The sequence below is a fragment of the Microbacterium sp. HA-8 genome (assembly GCF_046111165.1).
In the GTDB taxonomy this organism is placed as follows: Bacteria; Actinomycetota; Actinomycetes; order Actinomycetales; family Microbacteriaceae; genus Microbacterium.
On sequence record NZ_CP162025.1, the window covers coordinates 636,270 to 660,750 of the forward strand.

A 24,481-nucleotide genomic window follows, 5' to 3' on the forward strand; every position below is an offset into this window, starting at 1 on the left:
CGGGCGTGGGGGCGCGTCGACGAGCATCTGGGGAGCCATGCGCGGAGCGGATTCAGCGAGCGGGACGGATCGATCAGGCCTTCCTGCGCCGAGGCGAAGGCGCGCGCTGTGGATGCTGGGCGCCGGCGTTGCGATCGTCTTCGTCGCGGCGGTCGCCTGGGTGGGCGTGCGCGCGATCGTCGCAGCGTCGGCGCTGCAGACGATCGACGCGGAGGTCTCCGCGGTCACCGACGAGAAGACCCCGTCGGAGGGTCCGTCGACCGACACCGGGCTCGCCGAGGGTGACGACGACATCTCCTGGTCAGCGCTCGGCGCACTGGTGCCGCGTCTGCCGTCCCTGGCGGCAGACGCCGGCCGCGCCGCGAGCGCAGCCGACGACCCGATCTGGCGTGCCGCGGAGGCGATCCCGGGGGTCGGGGCGAATCTGCGTACCCTGCGCGTCGTGGCGGAGGAGTCCGACACCCTTCTGAGCGACACGGCACTGCCCCTCCTCGAGGCCGTCGACGTCGAGCGCGCGGGCCTCACGACGGCCGAGGGAGTGGACCTCGGCGCCGTCGACCGCCTCGCCGGCCGAGTGTCGATGGCCGCAGAGACCGCGGAAGGATCGCTCGTCCGTCTCGAGGCTCTCGAGGCGGACGCGCCGGCGGGGGTGCTCCCCGCCACGACGGATGCCGCGGCGCGGCTCACCCGACTCGCCGCCGCGGCGGCGAGGGCGCTCGCACCCGCCGCAGACCTGGCGGGTGCGGCGTCATCGGTCCTGGGGGGTGCCGGCGAGCGTCAGTACCTCGCGATGTTCCTGACCCCGGCCGAGCTGCGCTCGTCGGGGGGCCTGCCCGGTGCGGCCGCTGTCTTCCGCGCCGAGGGGGGCGCCGTGGAACGCGGTGAGATCTATTCCACGCGCGACTTCTCGCCCGCGCCTGCGCAGCCGGTTCTCGCGCTCACCGAGACGGAGCTCGCGCTCTACGGCAACCGACCGGCGCGCCTGATCCAGGACACGACGGCCACCGAGGACTTTGGCAGAGCCGCCTTGTTCGCCAGCGCCTTGACGCGATTGCACCACGGGTTCACTCCGGACGGCGTGCTGGCCGTGGATGTCGTCGCGCTGGCGTATCTGCTCGACGCGATCGGGCCCGTGTCCCTCGCCTCGGGCGAGATCCTGGATGCGGAGAACGCGCCCGCCCTCCTGATGAACGAGGTGTATCTGCGGCACCCTGATCCGCGCGATCAGGACGCCTTCTTCGCGGATGTCGCCGAGCGGGTCTTCGATGCCGTCCTCGGCGGCGGCCTCGATCCGCTCGACGTTCTGGGAGCAGTCGCCCGCGCGGCCGGGGAAGGGCGCGTTCTGGTGTGGAGCGCGGACCCGTCGGTGCAGTCCGCCCTCGATCGGCTCACGACGGTCGGCGACGGGGAGCCCGGAGCGGCGGCGCTGGGCGTGTACCTGAACGATCGCACCAGCGCCAAGATGGACTTCTACCTGGAGCCCGAGGCCTCAGTGGTCTGGACGGCGTGCGAAGACACCCGGCTGGATCAGGTGCGTGTCGGCCTCGTGAATGCCGTCGATCCGGGCGTGGTGCCGAGTCTGCCGTGGTACATCACGGGGGGTGGGCAGAACGTGCCCGAGGGGGTCATCTCCACGCAGATCATCGCCATCGGGCCGCCGGGCGGCAGCGTGCGCAGCACGGAGGGACCCGAGCCCGATGCCGTCATCGTGGGAGAGGACCGCCGCTCGCGCGTGGCGTGGGTGGTCGATCTGGCGCCCGGCGAAGAGGCCTCACGGACGGTCGTCTTCACCTCCCCGCTCACATCCGCCGACGTCCCGGATGTCGATTCGACGCCCGCCGTGGAGCCGACCGTCGACGAATCCGTGGGCGCCTTGTCGGAATCCTGCAGGTTGGGTGGATAATATTGCGTCGCTGATCCATCCGGGTCCGCTGGATCTCGAGGACGGTGCGCATGGACGTCGCGATGCTGATCCTCGTCATCGTGCTCGGGTGGCTGGCGCTTTCCGTGGGCGTCGCCCTCGTGATCGGTCGCGTCGTGCGCCGCGGGGATGAGGACGCGAGGATTCTCGGGTCCGTCGCCGCGTCGGCGGGATCCCGGGTGAGCACGAGCCGCGCGGCGGAGTCCGGCCCGGCGGGCGCCCCCACCGTCGAGACCTGACCCCGGAAGCCCGCGGCTATCGCCGCATCGCACGAGCGAGCGCGGCGGACTGCACCGTCGCGGCGGTCGCCTCGGCGACGATCTCACCGATCGTCGCGCCGACCGCCCCCCAGAGCACCGCGAACACGCAGATCGCCGGGACCCCCACCGCCGCCGCGACGATCGCCGAGACCGTGACCATGTGCACGCGCCCGTACCGCACGAGCCCCAGAGGGCCGAGCGCACGCGTGAGGCAGACCAGCGCCATCACGCCGCCCGCCGCCGCCGCGAGCAGGGGATCGATCGTGACCGCGCCGGTGAACAGGATCGTCGAGACCCACGGGGCGAGCAGGGCGAATCCGATTCCGCTGACGACCCCGAGAGCGACGTTGAGCTTGATCACCGTTCCCACGCGTCTGCGCGTCTCGGTGCGCGTCGGAGCGGAGCCGAGCCAGTTCTGCAGGGCGTTGGGTACCGCCTGAAGCACCGTGAGCGCCATCCGCATCAGCCTCTCGGCGGCCGCGAAGGCCGCGAGCGCAGCGGGTGCGAAGATGCCGACGAGAGTGATCGGCAACGCGGCGTACAGGGCCGCCACCGAGCGACCGCTCATCGCAGTGAACTGCTCGCGCATGATTCTGACGTCGTCGCGGAGCGTCAGTCTGACCTTGCCCTCCCGCTCATGCCTCGCCAGAAGAAGGCTGGCAACCGGGCTGAACAGGACGGCGATCAGGAAGCCCGCCGGAATCACCTGAAGGGGAGCTCCGGCCACGACCGCGAGAGACGTCGCGGTGACCACGAGGGCGCGGGGAAGCGCGTCGGACCACAGGATCCGCAGCGGCCGACCCACCCCGGTGAAGTACCAGTTGCCCGACAGGCCCGTGGCCGCGCTCGCGAGGGCCATCAGAGCGGCCGTGATCGTGTACGAGGCACCGGTCAATCGCGTGAGCGCCACCGCCACCAGGACGGCGAGAGGGCCGAGCACGAGGAGCACGAGCAGACGCGAGCGCACCGACGCCACGAGGGTCTCCCAGCGTCGACCGGGCGCTTCGGCGGCGACGCGCTGCGGACCGGTCAGGGGCCAGCCGAGTTCGACGATGACGCACGCCGCGGATCCGATCGAGAGTCCGAGCGCATACGCTTCCCAGCCCCGCACCCCCGCCGTACTGGTGATGGCGGGTATCGCGATCAGCGGTGTGACCGCGCTCAGGGCGGGCACCATGAGGAACGTCGCCAGGTAGATGATGCGTCTGGCTGCCATCAGCGATCTCGCTCCGGCATCCGTGAACTCTCGAGCGCACGCACGATATCCCCCATCGTTCCCCGCGGTCGCGCGTGGCCTCCCAACCCCGCGCGCCGATTCCCCAGTCTGGCACGCTACCGCGTCGCCGGAAGTGCCCGTGCGGCGCGATGACCAACCCTCACCTTGCCGGAGAGTCGGTCGTCGAAGCAAGCCCCGCTCGGCGCGCCGCCGGCATCAGCGATCGCGTCGGCGCATCCGGGGCGCTCCGGCATCGGTCACGGGCGCGGCCCCGCCGTGTGCACGGCGGACGATTCGCTCGACCGCATCGAGCGCCGGGATCAGCTGCAGCGCGCACTGCCGGTAGGTTTCGTCGTCCTTGCCGTACGGGTCCACGACGTCGTCGTGCTCGGGCGCACCGGGCGCGGGTGCCGCTGTGCGCTGCTGGGCGACGAATCGCACGAGACTCGCAAATCTCTCGGGTGGCGTGTCACCCGTCGCGGCTGTCTCCAGAAACGTGTCGGGAAGCGAATCGACGACCCGCGCGAACTCTCGCAGCGTGAACGTCGCTCGAAGACGCCGGGGCGCAAGTTCGACGGCCGCTCGCCGGTGCCGGCGGCTCATGCCGAGCACGAGGTCGCTCGACTCGACCGTCGGCGGGATGACGAGCCGTGCGTGGTGATGGGCGGCATCGCTGCCGCGGGCGCCGAACTCGCGCGCGAGGATGAGCGCTTCGGGGGTCATCGGGTGGCCGATCGGGGGATGGGTGCCCGCGCTGTCGATCTCGACCCCCGGTTCGTCCGAGAGCCGCGAACGCAGCACGTGCGTGGCGATCGGCGAGCGACAGATATTGCCGGTGCAGACGAACAGGATGCGGATCATGCGGTGTGCTGCGCGCCATGCGGCACGGCGCAGGCCAGAGAGCATCCGAGGGCGCGGGGCATGTCCAGAGGATACCGGCGCCCGGGGGCGAGCGAGGCCGGAACTAGGCTGGGAGTGTGCGGATCCGCCTCGACATCGCCTACGACGGGACGCACTTCGCCGGGTGGGCACGTCAAACCGCGCTCCGCACCGTGCAGGGGGTGCTCGAGGAGGCGCTGCATCGGGTGGTGCGCAGTGCCGCCGCACCGAGGCTCGTGGTCGCCGGCCGCACGGATGCGGGCGTACACGCACGCGGGCAGGTCGCTCACGTCGACATCGACGACGGTGTTCTCGCCGATCTGGAGGCGGCCCGTCCCCGTGCCGGTGCCGCTCCGGGCCAGATCGCCCACCGGATGCGTGGAATCCTCGGCTCTTACGCCGACGTGACCGTGTCATCGGCGGAGCCCGCGCCCGCCGGGTTCGATGCCCGATTCTCGGCGATCTGGCGCCGCTACGAATACCGCATCGCCGATCGTCTCTCGGGGTACGACCCTCTAGAGAGACACCGCACGACCACCGTGCGCGGCGCGCTCGACGTCGAGGCGATGGATGCCGCGGCCTCGACCCTCATCGGGCTGCACGACTTCGCCGCCTACTGCCGACCGCGCGAGGGCGCGACGACGATCCGCACCCTGCAGGAGTTCGCATGGTGGCGCGACGCCGATGGCGCGCTCGTGGCTCGTGTGCGCGCGGACGCGTTCTGCCACAGCATGGTGCGGGCGCTCGTCGGCGCGTGCGCCGCGGTCGGCGAGGGTCGGCTCGACGTCGCCGACGTCGCTCGGCTGCGCGACGAGGCGACCCGCTCGAGCGCGTTCCCGGTGCTGGCCGCGCGGGGGCTCACACTTGCCGAAGTCGGCTACCCGGCCGACGATCTCCTCGCCGCGCGCGCGGCGCAGACGCGTGCCCGGCGCGACGCAGACGGCAGCATCCCGTCATGAGAACCAACCCTTCCCAAACGGAAGGGTTGGTCTAGAGTTGCACACATGGGGGCACGCTTTGCGTGGATGGACCAGGCGCGGGGGGTCGCGATCATCCTGGTCATCGTCCACCACTCGATGACATGGACGGGGCTGTTCGGCCTCGAGGTACCGGTGGCGCTCGTCGCGTTCGACGACATCGTCTCGCCGTTTCGAATGCCGCTGCTGATGTTCCTCTCGGGGATGCTGGTGACGCGGTCGCTCGCGAAGGCGCCCGGGGTCTATTTCGCCGGCAAGGCGCGCGCGATCGCGTGGCCGTATCTGCTCTGGTCGGTGATCTTCCTCGCGGGGACCGGCACTCTCACGATCGTGCTCGTGCCCAACGTCCTTCTTTTTCCGCCGACCTACCTGTGGTACCTGTGGTTCCTCTTCGCCTACTACGTCGCAGCCTGGGTGATCGCCCGGCTTCGGATCCCGTTGCTTCCGGTGGCCGTGCTCTCGCTTGCGGCGTCGGCCTTCGCGCCCGAGGACTACCGCATCTCCCGGTTCTTCTTCCTGTTCACCTTCTTCGCCTTCGGCTGGTGGTGGTCATCGTCGGGCATCGTGACGCGCGGCTCACCCCGCACGCGCGCGATGGCGATCGCCACGGGTCTCGCGGCGGGCGTCGTCGTGGCGGGGATCTCGGTGGCAGGACACCCCACTCGCTACGAGGCGGGATACGCGTGGGGCGTGCTCGCACTGATCGCCGCCCTCGCCCTCATGCTCCCGCGGGTGGGATCGGGCCGGCGGAGCGCCGCGCTCGAGTTCGTCGGGCGCAACTCCGTCGTCTACTACGTGACGCACTACACCCTGATCTGGGCGCTCGATGTCCTTCTCGTCGATACCTGGGGATGGTCGGAGCCCTGGGTGGTGTGGGCCGCGGGCGTGGTCGTCGCGGTGATCTGCGCGAGCGCACTCTGCCTGCTCAGGCAGCGGTGGGCTCCGATCGGATGGCTCTTCGTATGGCCCGCGGGTACGGCACGCGTGCGCGCATCCGCGTAGTCGAGAGCCCTTCGCCGATCTCCCGCGGGCACATCGCGGCGACACATGCGCTGCGCGGGATGCGGACTGTGCCAGAATGAGGGCGCTGGCTGGGGTCGTGGGGACCGGGGTGGGAGAGGGACTTGGGACTACGCCGTCGTCTGGCGTTCGCGTCGTCGGCATTTGTGTTGGCTGTGACGCTGGCGGGATGCGACTCGCCCCCTCCGTGGACTGAGCCCACCGGAGCAACGACACCGACACCGACCGCCACCGTCGCGGCGCCGATCCCGAACGATCTGTCGGCGGGGTCGACGGAGCGCGTGCTGACCGCAGGCGCGGTCACCGCGACGATCGATTACTGGTCGACGCTGATGATGGACCGATGGACGGCGGGGGCGCTCAAGCCCGTCAGCGTCTCGATGATGACGACGATCGTGCCCGACGACGGCCAGAAGGTCTATCTCCAGAAGGCGTCGATGATCGCGATCCCCGGCACCGTCTCGCAGACCTTCGACGCGCTGCCCGCGCAGGTCGATCAGTCGACCGTCGCCCCGGGCTACCTCGTGCTCGATCCGTACAGCTACTCGCAGACGTTCAACATCGGGGCCGTGCCCGCGGAGGCGACGCTCGTCACGCTGCAGTTCACGTACGACTTCCTCGTGCAGACGACGCCGACTTCGACCGAGTACGCCAAACAGAGCGCGTCCGACACGATGACGATCGCGATCGCCCCCTCGGCGGCGACGGAGTAGTCATGGCCCCGGCATCCACTGCAGTTCTTCGGGAAATTGAGGCAATCCTGCGCTCGGATTCGGTGAATACCGACCGTCGCGTTGACGTGGAAGGACCACACTGATCATGCCCAGCGACCACACCGTGCCCCAGACGAACGAGGTCTTCCGCATGTCCCCGACTGCCACACCCACCCGCACCGCGAGCCGCGCCGTGGAGCGCTTCGAGGAGCCCGCTCCCGTCGACACCTCGCACGCGTTCCCCGACGACTTCCAGGCGGTGCTCGATGTCGCCAGCACCGCGCGCTCGACGATCGGCTGCATCATCCCCGCCTACAACGAGGAGGAGTCGATCGAGGACGTCATCCTCGCCCTCCTCGCGCAGACCCGGGTGCCCGACGTCATCCATGTCGTCGTCAACAACACCTCCGACGCGACCGTGAAGATCGCCTCCCGTCATGCGGGCCCGCACGAGATCGTGACCGAACTCGGCGAGCAGTTCACCGAGGTGTTCGTGCACGACATCGGAAAGAACCCCGACAAGAAGGTCGGAGCGCTCAACTACGGCTTCACCCTCGTCGAGGGGTACGACTACCTGCTGGGCGTCGACGGAGACACCGTGGCCGACGCCAAGGCCGTCGAGTACCTTGAGACCGAGATCATGAACGACACCCGCATCGGCGGCATCTCGGCGATCTACTCGATCGATGACAAGCCCTTCAAGGGCATCGCGTCCTTCCTGATCACGGGTCAGCGCTCGCAGTTCGCCGCGTTCAACCTGCAGAACCTGCTGCGGGGCCGCAACATGGCGGTGCTCGGCGGGCAGTTCTCGATCTTCTCGACGCAGGCGCTGCGCGACGTGATGCGCGAGAACCACCAGTCGACGCCGTGGGTCAAGGACTCTGAGGTCGAAGACTCGCTGCTGTCGCTGCAGATCAAGAGCGCCGGCTACCTGACCAAGATCAGCCCGTTCGCGCGGGCGGATGTCGGCGGCATGACGACCCTGCGTGCGCTCGACGCGCAGCAGGTGAAGTGGACCTACGGTGCCATCGAGCTGATGTGGCCCGGGCAGCGCGGCGACACGAAGGGACAGCCCTTCCACCCGAACCTGCGCCTGCGCTGGCTCGAGAACTTCGGAATGCTGACGAACCTCTTCGTGCGCGTGGCGTTCCTGACGCTCCTCGCGGCATCGCTGTCGATCAACGCCTTCATCTTCTCGCCGTTGTGGCTCGTGCCGATCGCCATGGCGGTCGCCCTGAACCTGCGCATGGCGCTGACGATGAAGAACCGCGATCACAAGGACGTGCTCTTCGCCCTGCTGATCCTCCCCGCCGAGACCTACATGTGGATACGCATCGCGCACTTCCTGCGCGCGTGGACCCGCTTCCTCTCGCGCAAGAAGGTCGACAACTGGGCGATGCAGGCGAAGGCCGAGCGCGGGGCGGGGCTCGGGCACTGGACGCCCCTCATCATCGGTGTGGCCGTCGTCGTCGCCCTCGTCGTGATCTGGAACCTGCTCTCGACGACGGTCCAGTCCACGATCCTCTGGATCGGGTGGCCCATCGTCGGTGTCGTCACCGTGCTGCAGACGCTGCTGATGTTCTCCAAGCTGGTGCGCCGCCAGCACGGCTTCAAGGTCTGAGAGTCAGGCTTCAGCCGTCAGGCGCCAGCCGACTCCGCGCACGGACTCGATGTAGCGAGGATTCTGCGGGTTGGTGTCGCCGAGCTTGCGGCGCAGATTCGTCATGTGGGCCTCGATGGCCTGCTTGTCGGCCTCGCCGACGAAGTACGACGTGACGTAGGACTCGCCCCGGAGCACCAGAGTCAGGTCTGCCTTGCTGCGGATGCGGCGCTGCGACGACATCAGCGTCGCGAGCAGTTCGAACTCGGTGCGCGTCAGATCCAGCTCCTCGTCGCCGATCACGGCGCCGCGTCCCTCCGGATCCACGCGAAGGTCTCGGTGCGTGAGCCACCCGGCGTGCGGGTCCACCCGGGCGATGTCCGATCCCGGCTGGTCGATCTCGGCGATGATCGCCTCGTCGTAGGCGTCCTCGGCGGCGCTCGATCGCGCCGCGGACTCCTCAGCGGCCGGATCGGAGGGCGGCACGACCTGCCACTCGGGTGGCGTGGCCTGAGCGGGTGGTGCGTACCCGGGATGCTGCTGCGGCGGCACCGCGTAGCCCTGGGGCGGCGGATAGGCCGCCGGAGACTGAGCCTGGTGAGGCTGCGGAGGAGGGTAGGACTGGCCGGGCGGGGGATAACCCTGCGGAGGGTAACCGCCACCCTGGGGCACCGTGGGGATCATTCCCGTCGCGGGGCGGGCACCGGGGAAGGACGGGCCGACGTTTTCGCGTGGACGCGGCGCGGGCGCCTGCGGTGTGCGGGGCCGGCGAAGGTATGCGTCGAGCCGCGCGCGGAACTCCCGCGGTCGGAACGGCTTGGTGATGTATTCGTCGGCGCCGGCGCTCAGCCCCAGCACGACGTCGGACTCCTCGCCCATCGCCGTGACCATGATGATGTAGGTGTCGCTCTGGCCGGACCGGATTCGGCGGGCGGCCTCGATGCCGTCGATGCCGGGCATGCTGACATCGAGCGTGGTGATCATGGGCTGGTAGGCCAGCACCGCACGCACGCCGTCGATCCCGTTGCCCGCGGAGACGGTTGAGAACCCCGCGGACTCGAACACGGCGACCAGGAGATGACGCACATCGGGGTCGTCCTCGACGATCACCGCGGTCTTGAGCGATTCGGGGGAATCGGGCATCGGTGAGCTCCTCACCCGTCAGGGGGCGTCGTGGGGTGTGCGGGGCGGGGTAGGGCGGCGGCAGGCGGGGAGGCGCCCTGGGGGAATTGTGCCACACCGCGACGGCGGGGTGACGCCGACGTCCCGCCCCTCATCCGATGCGCTCCCTCGTCAGCTCGATCGCAGCGTGGGGCCACCATGCACCCGCCGCCGGGCCGCCGTTGCAGGGGCCGTCGCTCTCCCCTGGGGGTTTGATCCAGAGGTTGACGTCGACGACGTCATCGCCCAGAGTCCCGGGGTCATCACCGATGAGGCGACCCGCGGGATTGCACCACTGGCCGTCCGAGCCGGCACCGCTGCGCCCGCTGTCGACGACCGCGTGCAAACCGTCGAGCAGGGCGGACAATTCGTGCGCATAGGCGAACTCGGCGACGAGATCGTTGTAGTTGGACGTATTCGTCGCGAATCCGCGGATGCGCGACCCATCATCGACCTGCCGGATGAGATCGGCCATCTGCGCGGCCGGCAGCCAGTTCGAGTGCCCACCGTCGACATAGAGCCATGTCGACGGTGCGGAGAGATCCTCGACGGCGGCGCCGAGCTGGATGACGCGCTCCGAGACGTTTCCGCACTCGGGGGCGAGCGCGAGGGAGTCCGGCTCGACGATGACGATCGCCCGGACGTCGTCCGCGGCGCGCAGCGCGTCGCCGATCTCCGTCGTCCAGGTCTCGTAGTCGGCGGGCGCGAGGCCGCCGGCGGAGTAGTTGCCGCAATCGCGCTCGGGAAGTCCGTAGACGACGATGGCGAGGGTGCTCTCCTGTATGCGGCTCTGCGCGGCCAGCTCGGCGATACGCGCGCCGACCGTACCGATCGGCTCCTGCTCCGGCGTGAGCCACACAGCCGTCGGCTGAGCGGCGAGGAAGCCCGCGGCCGCGGCCTCCTCGCTGCCGGCGGTCGCCGAGCCGGCAGCCTCAGCCGCCTTGCTCTCGGCCACGACCGTGAGCGGGATGCCCGGCGAGGGGTGAGGTGCCAGCACCGACTGTACGAAGCGGACACCGAAGACGACCGCGACGCCGAGAGCGACGATGCCGGCGGCGATCAGCAGCGCGGGCATGAGGCCGCGCCGTCGGGATCGCGTCTGTCGTGGGGGCGCGGTGGTCACACATAAGAATCTAGGTGATCCGCCGCGATTCTCAGGACCGCGCCGGCCGTCGTGGAGCCGAAGAGAAGAGCGGCCCCCTCGAGATGCGCTCTTGGGGTACGGTCATCTCGAGAGGGCCCGGAAAGCCAGGGTCTGCGCGAGAGTTGGGGACCTCATCGCGCGCGTTGCTGGGGACAACACTGACCGAGTGAACGGCCTCCGTGCGACCAGATTACGACCTTCGCGAGCCTTGCGTCGACTCGAGACGCGCCGAGCTCTGTGATATACCAGGCAGATCGCCCGAGACTTCGTTCCGCGGCGGAGGAAGCTCCGGGCGACGAACCGCGAAATGTCGCGAAGAACCGCCCCTGCCGCACGCCCACCCGCGGCGCGACGGTCCTAGGCTGAGACCGTCATGAAGGTCATCTCGTACAACCTGCGCAAGCACCGCGCCGCCGGCGAGCTCGCCTCGCTGGCGGACCGTCACGATCCGGACGTCCTGTGCCTGCAGGAGTGCGATTCGTCGGATATGCCCAGTCAGATCCACGGCCTGCGGCTGGCTGAGGCCACCGCCCGCAACAGGCTCGGTCTGGCTGTCTACTATCGCGAGAACACGTACCGCGCCCTCGACGTCCGTGCCATGCGTCTCAAGAAGTCGCTGCACGACCGCGTGCTCAAGCCTGCGGAGGAGAGATTGCTGGGTGTTGTGCTTCGAGACATCGACCACGGTCGGGAGCTGATCGTGGCATCCTTTCACGCGGCTCCGCTCACTGCCCTGAATTCGCTGCGTCGGCATCAGATCCGCACGGCGCTCGTGGAACTCGAGCAGATGGGGCCGGGTCTGCCCGCGCTCATGGTCGGCGACTACAACTACCCCGTCTTCAAGGAGGCACTGGGGCAGAAGGTGCGCGAGCAGGGATACGAGCTCAACCTCAGCGATGCACGCACGTACACGCGCTACCGCTTCTTCCGTGGTCATTACGACTTCGCGACCTCGGTCGGGTTCGACATCGAACGCGTCCGCACCCTTCCGCAGGGGCGATCGGATCACAAGCCGATTCTCGTCACGGCGACGCCGAGCGCTGTGCCCATGTCGCCGACGCTGCCCGCCCCGGCCTGATCCGAGGAAAACGGAGAGCGCCCCGGGACGACATCCGTCCCGGGGCGCTCTCCGTCAGAACTGTGTGCGTCAGGCGGCGTTCTGACGCTGGCGACGCACCGTCGTGGCGACGACGATCGCACCGCCGGCGAGCAGGAGCGCTCCGCCACCGACCCAGAGGCCGAGCATCAGCGCACTGTCGGTGCCGGTGTCGGGCAGAGCCGAGCCGTCGGAACCGCCGGCCGCCGCTGCCGCGGTGATGGAGATGGGCGAGGCAGTGGTCGACGCCGAGAACACGTTGAGCGTGTAGGTGCCGGTGGCAGCCGGGTGCAGCGTGACGGCGACCGAGGTGGAGCCGTCCGCGTTCGCGGGCTTGGCGAAGCTCTTCGTCTCGACGGCCGTCTTGACGACGGTCGCGAGCGTGGCAGCCGACGCGCCCTCACCCGTCAGGGTGAAGGTGACGGTCTCGCCGGGCTCGAAGACGCCGGCGGCGAAGGAGAAGGTTCCGGTCGTGCCAGGGGCGATGGTGCCGGGACCGGTGATCGATCCGTCGGGCACATAGGCGTTTGCGGCGAGGGGGGCGCCGAACGCGAGCGCGCCGGCGAGCGCGACGGCGGCGGCCGCCTTCGTAAGGCTCTTCTTCATGTTCGTTCGTTCCCTTGGTCTACGTTCCGTATGGACGATGTCATCGATCATGGGGGACCTCCCATCCCACACGACCCCAGGGAACAGGCACGAAACAGCCGTCGAGCGACCCCCAGTGACCACCCCCACGTCCAGTATTCAGCAATATCCCAGAATCCGCCAACCCTGCATGTTTCGTTTGCGTAAAGAGTCGGTGTACGGCACGGAACGCGCGCCAGTTGGGGACGCCGCGTTCTTTCGGCCGCACACGCCTGACAAAAAGACCTGGTCGCGGGCATCGCGGGCCGCTTTCCTGAAAAGTCTTGATGAATCTGCATAGAGTCGGCTAGCCTCCCCGGAGGGCACGAATCTGTGTCTCTGGGCAAGATCGGTGATGGGACCGATCTGGCATGTATCGCCTTGATGAAGAGGCTTTGCGTGTGCGCAATCTTGGGGAAGAACCATGCGCCGTTGGTCATCGACGACTGTCCGCACCGAGCAGAACCGTACGTCCAGGCGCATGCGTCTGGGCGCCGTCGTCTCCAGCTTCGCGATGATCGCCTCCGGGCTCGTCGTCGCGGCGCCCGTGGCGGCTCTCCCCTTGGCGGACGTTCCGCCGGATCCCGCGACGTGGGCGGCAACCCCGTACTCGCCACTGGCGCCGAACGCGGTCGCCGTGGCGGAGAACACGGCGGTGATCGAATTCGACGCGTCCGAGGGTGGTCTGCACGGGGCCGGTGACGTCGACACCGGTTTCACCATGGTGCAGCCCTCGACGTCCGACCCTGCGTACTACCTTCCCCAGAACATCACCGTCGCCGGAGGCGCGCTGACGATCGCGCCGACGAACGGCATCGCGTATCTCGTCAACGGACCGACCGGCGGCGATGTCAACAAGAACAAGCAGGACAACACGCTGGGCGTGGGTGTCGATTCGGCGGGCAAGGCGCTGCGTTTCTCCACGGTCGTCACCGTGCCCGGACATGCCGAGGGCTCCGCGCAGGGCGGGCTGTGGTTCGGACCGGACGACGACAACTACCTGAAGCTCGTCGTCGCCGGCAACAGCGCGGCCGGGCGGCAGATCCAGCTCTCTCGCGAGATCGCGGGTGCCACGGACACGACGTCGCCGACGGCCGACCAGGTCACCTTCCAGTCCAACACCGCAACGATCACCGGAACGACCAAGGTCACGCTCAACCTCGACGTCGACGCCGTCGCCGGCCAGGCACGGGCTTCGTACCAGATCGGTACGGGAGCGGTCACGAACCTCGGCCAGGTGGCGCTGCCCGCGAACTTCGCCGATGGCACGCTGGTCGATGACAGCGTGCCCGTCACCGGCTTTGGCGGCATCTTCGCCACCAAGCGCAACATGGCGGAGTCCGCCATCGTCCCCTTCGTCTTCGACCGGTTCACGGTCGGCGAGCTCGACACCACGGCTCCGGCAGCGCCCGCGGCGCTCGGTGCGAACGCGTCGACGGGTGAGAACGGGCTGGCCTGGACCGCACCCGGCGACGGCGATGTCGCCGGTTACCGCGTGTATCGGCACCCGATCGAGAACCCCGTGTCCCAGAGCGCGGCGAACCTCATCAGCGGGGCGGCGCCGATCTCGGCGACGGCTCTCACGGATTCGGCGGTCTTCGTAGGCCAGAGCTGGAACTACTCGGTCGTCGCGGTAGACACATCCGGCAACGTCTCGTCGCCGGCGACAGTCCAGGCGACGACCCCGCCGCCGTCGGGGAGCGCCGTTGCGAAAATCGACTTCACGACCGCGCAGGCCGCGGCGCAGCCCGGCTACACCAAGGATGCGGGGGCGCCCTACTCCGAGGGTGCCGGGTTCGGCTGGATCACCGCCGACGACGGTGCACCGTTCGACTTCGCGCTCAACACGCGTGTGCGTGCGGCGGCCGACGGGATCTCCGATCCCCGCCTTCTGTCCCTCATCCACATGCAGTACGGGCTCTCGAGCGGTACACCGAATCCCGCGGTCGGCATCGTCACCGAGCAGGGTGTCTGGGAGTACGACCTCCCCGACGGCCGGTACAACGTCGTCGTGGCCGTCGGCGACACCAGCCTGGGTAACTTCGACAGCACGCACGCGGTGACGGTGGAAGGCGAAACGGCCGTCTCGGCGTTCGTCGGCTCGCCCGCGCTGCCCTTCGAGCAGGGCGTGGCCGAGGTGGAGATCACGGACGGTCGTCTGACGCTTGCGCCCACGGGCGGCACCAACACCAAGATCTCGTTCATCGAGATCTACGAGCTCGAGCTCTTCGGCCCCGATGCGCCCGCCGACCTGACGGCGACGCTGTCGACCGAGGCGGACAGCGTCGAACTGGCATGGGAGAGCGTCGACGGCGCCACCGGCTACAACGTCTATCGCGCGGACGCGTCACCGGTGCCCACCGACGGGGCGCCCCTGAACGCCGCGCCGCTGGCGACGACGGAGTTCGTCGATGACACCGTGGTGCCCGGCCACACGTATCACTACACCGTGACCGCGCTCGCCGACGGCGTGCCCGCATCCGCGCCTGCGACGGAGGCTTCGGTGACGACGCCGTCCGAGGCGACGGCACCCCCCGCGCCGGTCGGCGTGACCGCCACTCCGGGGGAGACCGGCATCGCGATCGCGTGGGACGCCGTCGAGGGCGCGCTGGGATACAAGGTCTACCGCGGGGCGGCGAGCGACGTCGCGACGACGGGCACCGCGCTGAGCGGCGAGACGGCCCTGACCGCGACGTCGTTCGTCGACGCCACGGCCGTCCCCGGGCTCGAGTACTTCTACGTGGTCGTCGCGATCGGCGCGGAGGAGCTCGTCTCGGAAGCATCCGCAGCGGTGTCGACGACGATCGAGGAGGACCTGCCGCCCACGCAGTGCTCCGCCACGGAGTGGTCTGCGGATTACTTCGGTGGTCGTGAGCTGGCGGGTGCGGTGATCGCGAGCGAGTGTCTGGCGGAGTTGGATGAGACGCACGCGGCGGGCTCTGCGCCGCTCGCGGGTGTTCCCGCCGACAATTACTCTGCGCGCTTCACGCGAGTCATCGACGACGGGGCGGGGAGCTACACGTTCACCATCGCATCCGATGATGGCGTGCGACTCCTCGTCGACGATGTGGAGATTGTCGCTCGTTGGACGGGCGGATCAGCGACATCGACGGCGACGGTCTCTCTCACCGAAGGTCCGCACGAGCTCGTGGTCGAGTATTTCCAGGGCTACGGCGGTCACCGCCTGATCCTGGACTATGAGGTCGCTCCCAACGTGTGCGCCGCCTCCGAGTGGTCTGGTGACTATTTTCAAGGCAGGGATCTGCAGGGTTCGCCCGTCGCGTCGGAGTGTCTGCAGACCCTCGAGAAGGTACATGCAGCGGGCTCCGGTCCGATCGCGGGTGTGTCCGCCGACAACTACTCTGCGCGCTTCGTGAAGACCATCGATGATGGCGCTGGCAGCTATACCTTCACCGCAACATCCGATGACGGAGTGCGGGTGTTCGTCGACGGCATCCTCATCATCGAACGCTGGTCCGGTGGGTCGGCGACACGAACCGTCACAGTGCCATTGGCTGACGGGACTCACGATGTCGTCGTGGAGTACTACCAGGGCTACGGCGGCCACCGTCTCGCTGTCGATTATGACGTGATCCCCTCGACGTGCGGTGCGTCCCAATGGGCCGTGGACTACTTCGAAGGGCGCGCGCTCGGTGGCGCTCCGCTGGATACCTTCTGCCTGGACCAGATCGACCAGGCGTTCGCGGCCAACACGAGCCCGTCGTCGCAAGTGCCCGCAGACAACTACTCCGCTCGCTTCGTGCGCACGATCGATGATGGAGCGGGAAGCTACACGTTCACCGTGCGCGCCGACGATGGGGTTCGCGTCTGGTTGGACGGCGTCTCGATTGTGGACCGTTGGTACTATTCCGCCGCGCCGATCGTGGTGACGACTCCTCTCACAAAGGGGCCGCACGAGATCGTCGTGGAGTATTTCCAGGGATACGGTTCGGCGCAGATCGCTCTGAACTATGTAGTCGTGGCTAACGCATGTACCCCAACGGAATGGTCGGGAGAGTACTTCGCCGGTCGTGCGCTGGAAGGTGCACCGGTGGCGAGCGAGTGCATCGACGAACTTGATCTGACGTACGCGGCCGGCGCGGCCCCGCTCGCAGGTGTGCCCGCCGACAACTACTCCGCACGATTCACCAAGAGCATCGACGAGGGCGCCGGCGCCTACACGTTCACCGCGATCTCCGACGACGGCGTCCGGGTACTCGTGGACGGAATCCCCGTCATCGAGCGATGGGCGGGCGGCGCGGCCACCCGTGTCGCCGAGATTTCGCTCGCGGCAGGGCCGCATCTCGTGGTCGTCGAGTACTTCCAAGGGTACGGCGGACACCGCATCACCCTCGACTACGAGAAGGAAGGCGCGGACACCGATGCGCCGGAGGCTCCGGCCGACCTGCTCGCGTGGCAGCTCGACCTGGGTATTGCAACCTCGTGGACGGCGTCACCTTCCACCGATGTCGAGGGCTACAACATCTACCGCGGCACCGAGCCGGGTGTCACCGCCGAGACCGGGACCAAGCTCAACACCGGACTGGTGTCGACGACCGGCTTCCAGGATGACGCCGTGACGCCGGACACCACCTACTACTACGTCGTCACGGCGGTGGATGCCGCGGGCAACGAATCCGAGCCCTCGAACGAGTCGGTCGGCATCTGGGATTCGGTGCCGGACACGGAGGCGCCGGATGCCCCGACGGGCGTGGTCGCTGTTCCGGGTGACGGTGAGGTCGCACTGACCTGGTCGGCGTCCGCTGCCGTGGACACCGTCGGATACACGGTGTACCGCTCGATCGTGCCGGGCGCCGTCCAGGACGGCGAGATCGTGTCGGGCGCAGTGCCGCTTGTCGACACGTCCTTCGTCGACGCAGGCGTGACGAACGGAACCACATACTTCTACGCGGTCGTCGCCGTCGACCTGTCGGGCAATGCGTCGGCAGCCTCGAACGAGGCCATCACCGTGCCGCGCGTGCCCAACACGGCGGATCTGAAGGTGGACTTCACCGCGACCAACGGTGTACCGGCCGCCGGCTACGCGGCCGACTGGGGCCAGGCCTACGGCCCGCGATCGAGCGCCGGCCAGGGAACCGGACTGACCTACGGGTGGGTCGACGCCGACGGCCACGAGCTCTCGCTCGTCGGAAACGGTCGGGACCGGGGGCGTGCGGGCGTCGATGAACGACTCGACTCCGTGATCCACATGCAGTACGGCGACGTCGACGGCGGCACGGGCACGAACGGCATCAAGACCGAAGGCATCTGGGAGATCGCCGTGCCCGACGGTCTCTACGAGGTGACCGTCGGTGTCGGCGATGAGATGGGCGGCACGGGGTACGACTCGCTGCACGTGATCAACGTCGAGGGCTCCCTCGCGATCAACGGATTCCAGGGTTCGGCCGCGCAGGAGTACACCACGCTCACGACGACCGTCGGTGTCTGGGACGGCCGCCTCACGATCGATCCGGTCGGCGGGACCAACACCAAGCCCGGCTACGTCGAGATCCTGGGGGTCCCCTTCGATCGGCCGCACGTCGAGACCGTCTTCCCCCAGAACCGGGTGGTGGATGCCGACGTGAACGGAGGCGTGGCAGCCGCGATCAAGGTGCCCTACGCGGGCTTCGGCGTCGACGACACCACGATGCCCGGCAATGTCAAGGTCTACCGCGTGGCGGACGGAGCCGAGATCGCCGGCTCGACGAACACCTCGGGCGGCAACGACACGGTCAACTTCGCGCCGGATGTGCCCTTCGCCCCTGCTACGCAGTACCGCTTCGAGGTCACCGGCGGGGTCGCCGACCTGCTCGGCAACCCGTGGGTGCCCTTCTCCTCGGTCTTCACGACCGGTGCGGGCCAGGTGGACCCGGGTACGGGGGAGTTCGACCCGCTCACCAACATCGCCTTCGAGAAGGTCGAGCTGCCCATCGGAGCCGGCAAGTACTGGGCATCGTTCGCCTTCGGTCCCGACGGCAAGCTGTACGGCTCGACGATCGGACAGGGCCTGTTCCGCTACACGGTGGCAGCGGATGGCACACTCTCCAACGAGGAGAACCTCGGCTACCAGGGCATCGCGATCATCGGGCTGCTCTTCGACGAGTCCTCGACCGCGGGCAGCCTCAAGCTGTGGATCACCAACACCTCGGCGAACGTCGGAAACGAGCTGAACCAGTGGGCGAGCGGCATCAGCCTGCTCACCGGTCCGAACCTCGAGAACCGCAAGCAGGTCTTCCACGAGATGCCCCGCTCGCTCTCCGACCACCTCACCAACTCGATGGTCTACGGACCCGGCGGCGACATCTATGTCCTCCAGGGATCCAATCAGGCCGCGGGCGACCTGGACAACTCGTGGGGCCAGCGGGGCGAGCAGCTGCTGACCGCGGCGCTGCTGCATTTCGACCCGGAGCACGCACGCGTGCAGCAGTCGATCGCCGACGCCCAGGGTGATGACCCGCTCTCGGTGAAGACGGCGCAGGGCGGCACCTACAACCCGTATGGCGCGGGCGCACCGCTGAAGATCTACGCATCGGGCATCCGCAACGCGTACGACCTGGTGTTCCACTCGAACGGTCACATCTACGTTCCGACGAACGGAACGGCCGGCGGCGGCAACTCCCCGGGTGTCACGTACAACGCGGCGACGGGGACGTTCACGCGGGTGGCGGCTGCGGGTATCCCCGGGTTCAGCACGGTCAACGGCCAGGATCTGACCGCGGCGTGCCAGGCGCGGGACGCGCGCGACCCGAGCTACACGCCGCGCTCCGTGCCGGCGATCAGCAACCACCCGACGCAGCGCGACCACCTCTACGACGTGGTGCAGGGCGGCTACTACGGCCACCCCAACCCGACCCGCTGCGAGTTCGTCCTGCACGAGGGCAACGACCCGGCCAACCCGCCGCAGTGGGCGGGGCAGGGCGGCTCGAAGTACGCGTCCGGCGTGCTGCCCGAGTCGCACTACGAAGGGGTCGCCTACGACTTCGAGTTCAACAAGAGCCCCAACGGCGCGCTCGAGTACCAGAGCAACACCTTCGACGGTCAGCTCCAGGGCCGCATCGTCGTGGCGCGGTTCTCGAACAACAACGACCTGATCTTCCTGCAGGCGGACCCGGTCACGGGTGAGATCCTGGGCGGGCAGACAGAGGTCGGCATCACGGGCGTCCCCGACACCACCATGCAGGGAGTGGGCGGCTTCAACGACCCGCTCGAGGTCGTCGAGGACATCCGCAATGGCAACATGTACGTCAACCAGTACGACCGGAGCGGATCGCAGCAGAAGCTGTTCCTGCTGCGTGTGCCCGCCAGCCAGCAGGCGGAGAAGATCACGTCGTCGGTCGACGAGCTCGTCTTCTCTGCGGCCAAGAGCAACGCGGGCAATGCGACGGCGGCGCAGAAGAGCGATGTCGAGAGCATCACCGTGACCAACCAGGGCACGGAGAGCACGACATTCAGCGCGACCATAGGTGGCACCCACGCGGCCGAGTTCGCGGTCGAGGGCAGCCTGCCCTCGACGCTGGCTGCCGGTGCATCGGCGACGTTCCAGGTGCGCTTCACCCCCGGGACGACGGTCGGCCAGCGCAGCGCACAGCTGACTCTCGCCGGTGGCGACGGCTCCGTGACGGTCGGGCTCTACGGACTTTCGACCAACGGCATCGAGGGCGGCAACGAACCGACACTGCAGAACGTCCTCGGCACTCTCGGCTTCGACGTGGATGCCGGCTGGACGGCGCTCGCGGGAGGGATGGAGCCCACCGCCAAGGGCGACGAGATCCTCGAGCCGCTGTTCGTGAAGTCCGGGACGGCCGCGGTCACGTGGAAGCCGCTGGCGCACTACGCGCCGAATGAGAGCATCCCGTTCGGGTGGTACACCGGTGACGGAACTCCCGCCGAGCGCAATCAGGTCGGGGCGATCTCGTCGGCCGGGTACCAGTCGCTCCTGCCGCCGATGACCTCGGCCTCGACGCCGACCTTCGATCCGGGATCCGCGACCTTCGGCTTCTACTATTTCTCGCAGATCTTCAATCGCTACGGCTTCACCGAGGATCGGCTGAACAGCCCGGCCCAGGACGCCCACCGCGCGCGGATCTACCCCGCGGCCAACCGCAACGGGGTGGCCATCCCGAACAGCTACATCGTGGCGTTCGAGGATGCCTCCAACGGCGACTACCAGGACTACATGTTCCTCGTCTCGGGGATCAAGCCGGTCACGGACACGGGGTCGGGTGGCGACGAGATCAAGGTGGACTTCACCACTGCCGCCGGTGACCTGGCCGCGGGATACATCCGTGATCACGGCCAGGCCTACGGTCCCCGCACGGCTGCGGATCAGGGCAGCGGTCTGACCTACGGCTGGAAGAACCAGACGACGGAAGTCGATCTCGACATCTCGGTCGGCGGGAGCACTCCGGGCAACGGACGCGACCGTCAGTCGTCCCAGCCGGACACGCGCCTGGACAGCATCATGCACATGCAGCCCACCGATGTCGCCGGCACGTTCAACGGCACCAGTGTGGACGCCTTCTGGGAGATCGCTCTGCCCGATGGCACCTACGAGATCACCGTCGGCGTCGGAGACCCGGCCGTGGGGACGGATCCCGAGGTGCACGTCATCAATGCGGAGAACGCGCCGCTCGTGACACCCTTCATCCCCACCGGGGTGGCGGGATCGGCGACCCGGCACACGATCGTCAGCGGGACGGTCGAGGTCACCGACGGCGCACTCACCCTCGATGCGCTGGGGGGCACGAACACCAAGATCGCGTTCGTGGACGTCGTGCCGACCGAGATCGTCGACCCCGGCGGCGACGACCCTTCCGACGGCGCGCAGGTCAAGGTGACGTTCCAGCCCTCCGGCACGCCCGTGCCCGCGGGATGGACGGCCGAGACCGGCGGTGCCTTCTCGGAGGCACGCGGCTTCGGCTGGCTCGACGCGGCGAACTCGCAGCCCGTCGATCGCACGATCGCGACGCGCTACCGCACCGCACCGCTGGGCGGGATCGCCTTCCCCTCGGACCCGCGACAGCTGGGTCTCGCCTTCCTCGACAACGCGACACAGCCCACCTACACCAGCGGTGTGTGGGAGTACGCGGTGCCGAACGGCGAGTACGAGGTCGGCGTCTCGGTCGGCGATGCGAACTACACCGACTCGACCCACGGCGTGCAGGTCGAGGGACAGCCGATCATCGAGTCGTTCGTGCCGACAGCATCCACGCCCTTCCAGCTCGGTGTGCGCGATGTGACGGTCACCGACGGGCGCCTGACGATCACCAACAGCGGAACCAACACCAAGATCAACTGGCTCTCGATCAAGGGCGACGGCCTCGAGCCGGGCGGCCCGGTCGTGCCGCTCGCGAAGATCGACTTCCGCCCCGGCGGCACGACGGTGCCGAGCGGTTGGACGGCCGACACGGGTTCGGCGTACAGCGACGCGCAAGGATTCGGGTGGCTCGTCGGCGGGGTCCCGACCGACCGCGGGATCATGACGCGGAACCGGCTCACCCCGACGGCGGGCATCGCCTTCCCGACCGGTGATCCCACACGCCAGTCGCTGATCCTCATGCAGGCCACGACGACCTCCGGCAGCCCCATCACGGGCGGCACCGTCGGGGTGTGGGAGCACGCGTTGGCGAATGGCACCTACACGGTCAGCGCATCGGTCGGTGACGCGGGGTTCCTCGACTCGGTCCACGGCGTCTCGGCCGAGGGCTCTTCGCTGGTGTCGAACTTCACCCCGAGCGGTGCCACTCCTTTCGCGAGCGGCACGGCGACGGTGCTCGTGACCGACGGCAAGCTCACGCTCACCGCGACGGGCGTCAACACGAAGCTCAACTGGGTCACCATCGAGGGGCAAGGGATCACGAACCCGACGATCGGAGTCTCGGCGAACGGCGGCCCGGTCTCGGCGACCTACTCCGGCGGCACGGCGATCGTGACCGCGAATGCCGTGGCGGCATCCGGCGCCACGATCGAGTCCTTCACCTACTCCATCAATGACGGACCCGACACGGCATACAGCGGTCCGATCACCCTCGATGACGCCGGCACCCAGTCGGTCCAGTTCACCGCGACCGACTCCGAGGAGCGCACCACCACGCGCACCGTGACATTCGAGATCCTCGATATCGGCGGCACCGTCGCGCTCGCGAACCAGCAGGTCGTGCGACAGGCGGATGGCACCCCGATGCCCGGCCTCTACGAGGACCTGCTCGTCACACACCGGATCAACTCGGGAACGACGACGCACACGACCACCGAGCAGGCGACCGTGAACGTCACGAACACCGGCGCGAAGGATCTGCGGATCGCCTCCCTCTCCCTGGGCGGCACCCACGGTGCGCAGTTCCAGGTCATCGCACCGACGGGGGAGTTCCCGGTCTTCCTGGAGCCGGGTCAGACGCTGCCTGTCACGGTGCAGTTCATCGGCAACAGCGGGAGCAAGGGTGTGCGCTTCGGCACCCTGACGATCGCCTCGAGCGATCCGCAGTCGCCGAGCACCGTCGTGCAGCTGCGCGGCGGATACATGGGCGCGCCCGAGGGCGGAAGCGAGCTGACGCTGCAGCAGATCTTCACGCTGTTCGGCTCGACCACCTCGACCGGATCCAGCGGCGACTCGCTCGGCAACGGCTCGGAGATGCCGGGCGCTCCGATGGACGGCGACGAGGTGCGCTCCTACCAGTGGAAGAAGCTCGACACGTCCAAGCCCGTGCAGGCGGTGCAATTGGGAGCGTTCCATGGATGCTGCGGCCAGAGCGAGACGATCACGATCAACGGCACGTCCGCCACACATGCCGTCGCCTACGGGCAGGCGATCTACCCGCTGACCTCGGGCGGCGCGAAGGTCGCCCTCACCACCAACCCGGGCGGCAACTTCGGCATCACGATCTCGGGACAGTCGACGACGCAGACGGCGTATATGGCGGTCAAGATGTGGCCCGTCGAGGACGCGACCGGCAAGCCCATCCCGGGTGCGTGGTTCGCAGGGCACGACTACATCTCCTCGCCGAACCAGTGCGGCGTCGGTGCGACCAACTGCGACTACCAGGACAACGTGTACCTCATCACGAACATCCTGCCGGTGTCCTCGTCCGACACGACCGCTCCCGCGGCTCCCGCGGCGCCCGAGGGCGACGCGGACTCCACCGGCGTCGAGTTGACCTGGACCGCGTCGGCTGAGGCCGATCTCATCGGCTATCGAGTCGAGCGATCGAGTGCCGCTGCGGGTCCCTGGGCCCTCGCGAGCGGCACGGGGCTGGTCACGCGCACATCCTTCCGCGACAACGGTGCCGCGGCCGGCCCGACGACCTACTACCGCGTGGTGGCGGTCGACGCATCGGGCAACCAGACCGCGGGAGCCGCGGCATCCGTCGACACGTCGTCGATCACGGCTGCGCCGATCCGCATCAACGCCGGTGGGCCCGCATTGACGCTCGGAGGTGTCTCGTGGGCCGCCGACACCAACTTCTCGGGAGGAAAGTCGTTCAGCAACACCGCCATCGCCGACATCCTCGGCACGACCAGCGATCAGTTGTATCGCACCGAGCGCAGCGCGCTGACGGGCCCGGGCAGCTTCTCCTATGCCATCCCGGTGCCGAGCTCGGGCCAGTATCAGGTGACACTGCACTTCGCCGAGATCTGGCACGGCGCGACGAACGGCGGGCCCGGCGGCACCGGCAAGCGCGTCTTCTCCGTGAACATGGAGGGGGGACCGGTCGAGATCTCGAACCTCGACCTCAATGCGCAGGTTGCGCCCATGACCGCCTACCTCACCAACCACACCATCGGGGTGACCGACGGCACGCTGAACATCGGCTTCAGCTCCACCGTCGACCAGCCGAAGGTGTCGGCCATCGAGATCGTCAAGGTCGGTTAGG

General features: G+C 68.5%; 13 protein-coding genes. 8 read left to right on the forward strand and 5 right to left on the reverse strand.

Annotated elements, in window-relative coordinates:
- Positions 1–112: 112 nt before the first annotated feature.
- Positions 113–1,903 carry a DUF4012 domain-containing protein gene (locus tag AB2L57_RS03040; RefSeq protein ID WP_409048037.1) on the forward strand — a complete coding sequence of 597 codons (1,791 nt, stop codon included), beginning with the start codon at positions 113–115 and terminating at the stop codon, positions 1,901–1,903.
- A 50-nt stretch (positions 1,904–1,953) separates the two neighbouring features.
- A complete protein-coding gene (locus AB2L57_RS03045) occupies positions 1,954–2,160 on the forward strand; it encodes a hypothetical protein (RefSeq protein ID WP_292814243.1) in 207 nt (68 codons plus the stop codon).
- 16 nt (positions 2,161–2,176) lie between these two features.
- Here AB2L57_RS03045 and AB2L57_RS03050 read toward each other — a convergent pair whose 3' ends face one another.
- Complete coding sequence (locus AB2L57_RS03050) at positions 2,177–3,397, reverse strand: hypothetical protein (protein ID WP_409048038.1); 1,221 nt, start codon at positions 3,395–3,397, stop codon at positions 2,177–2,179.
- Between the two features lie 216 nt (positions 3,398–3,613).
- Positions 3,614–4,258, reverse strand: a complete 645-nt coding sequence (locus AB2L57_RS03055) for a low molecular weight phosphatase family protein (RefSeq protein ID WP_409048039.1) — start codon at positions 4,256–4,258, stop codon at positions 3,614–3,616.
- Positions 4,259–4,374: 116 nt separating this feature from the next.
- Between AB2L57_RS03055 and truA the strand changes: the two genes are divergently transcribed.
- The 4 genes from truA (at position 4,375) to AB2L57_RS03075 (ending at position 8,607) form a co-directional block, all read left to right on the forward strand.
- Entirely contained in the window at positions 4,375–5,235 is an 861-nt protein-coding gene (truA, locus tag AB2L57_RS03060; RefSeq protein WP_409048040.1) for a tRNA pseudouridine(38-40) synthase TruA, read from the forward strand.
- Positions 5,236–5,280: 45 nt separating this feature from the next.
- Positions 5,281–6,255: an acyltransferase family protein gene (locus tag AB2L57_RS03065; RefSeq protein WP_409048041.1), complete on the forward strand. Its 975-nt coding sequence runs from the start codon at positions 5,281–5,283 to the stop codon at positions 6,253–6,255.
- A gap of 164 nt (positions 6,256–6,419) precedes the next feature.
- Positions 6,420–6,986 carry a hypothetical protein gene (locus tag AB2L57_RS03070; protein WP_409048668.1) on the forward strand — a complete coding sequence of 189 codons (567 nt, stop codon included), beginning with the start codon at positions 6,420–6,422 and terminating at the stop codon, positions 6,984–6,986.
- Positions 6,987–7,092: 106 nt separating this feature from the next.
- A complete protein-coding gene (locus AB2L57_RS03075) occupies positions 7,093–8,607 on the forward strand; it encodes a glycosyltransferase family 2 protein (protein ID WP_409048042.1) in 1,515 nt (504 codons plus the stop codon).
- A gap of 3 nt (positions 8,608–8,610) precedes the next feature.
- Here AB2L57_RS03075 and AB2L57_RS03080 read toward each other — a convergent pair whose 3' ends face one another.
- Both AB2L57_RS03080 and AB2L57_RS03085 read right to left on the reverse strand, forming a co-directional pair.
- Positions 8,611–9,729, reverse strand: coding sequence for a response regulator (locus AB2L57_RS03080; protein WP_409048043.1), 1,119 nt, complete (start codon positions 9,727–9,729; stop codon positions 8,611–8,613).
- Between the two features lie 130 nt (positions 9,730–9,859).
- Positions 9,860–10,870 (reverse strand): glycoside hydrolase family 6 protein, encoded by a 1,011-nt coding sequence (locus AB2L57_RS03085; protein WP_409048044.1) that lies wholly within the window; start codon positions 10,868–10,870, stop codon positions 9,860–9,862.
- Positions 10,871–11,264: 394 nt separating this feature from the next.
- Between AB2L57_RS03085 and AB2L57_RS03090 the strand changes: the two genes are divergently transcribed.
- Positions 11,265–11,969, forward strand: coding sequence for an endonuclease/exonuclease/phosphatase family protein (locus tag AB2L57_RS03090; RefSeq protein WP_409048045.1), 705 nt, complete (start codon positions 11,265–11,267; stop codon positions 11,967–11,969).
- Positions 11,970–12,038: 69 nt separating this feature from the next.
- Here the strand turns inward: AB2L57_RS03090 and AB2L57_RS03095 are convergent, their stop codons facing one another.
- Complete coding sequence (locus AB2L57_RS03095; protein ID WP_292815858.1) at positions 12,039–12,593, reverse strand: LPXTG cell wall anchor domain-containing protein; 555 nt, start codon at positions 12,591–12,593, stop codon at positions 12,039–12,041.
- A 499-nt stretch (positions 12,594–13,092) separates the two neighbouring features.
- On the opposite strand from AB2L57_RS03095, the gene AB2L57_RS03100 reads away from it, so the two are divergent.
- Complete coding sequence (locus AB2L57_RS03100) at positions 13,093–24,480, forward strand: PA14 domain-containing protein (protein ID WP_409048046.1); 11,388 nt, start codon at positions 13,093–13,095, stop codon at positions 24,478–24,480.
- The last annotated feature ends 1 nt before the right edge of the window (position 24,481 follow it).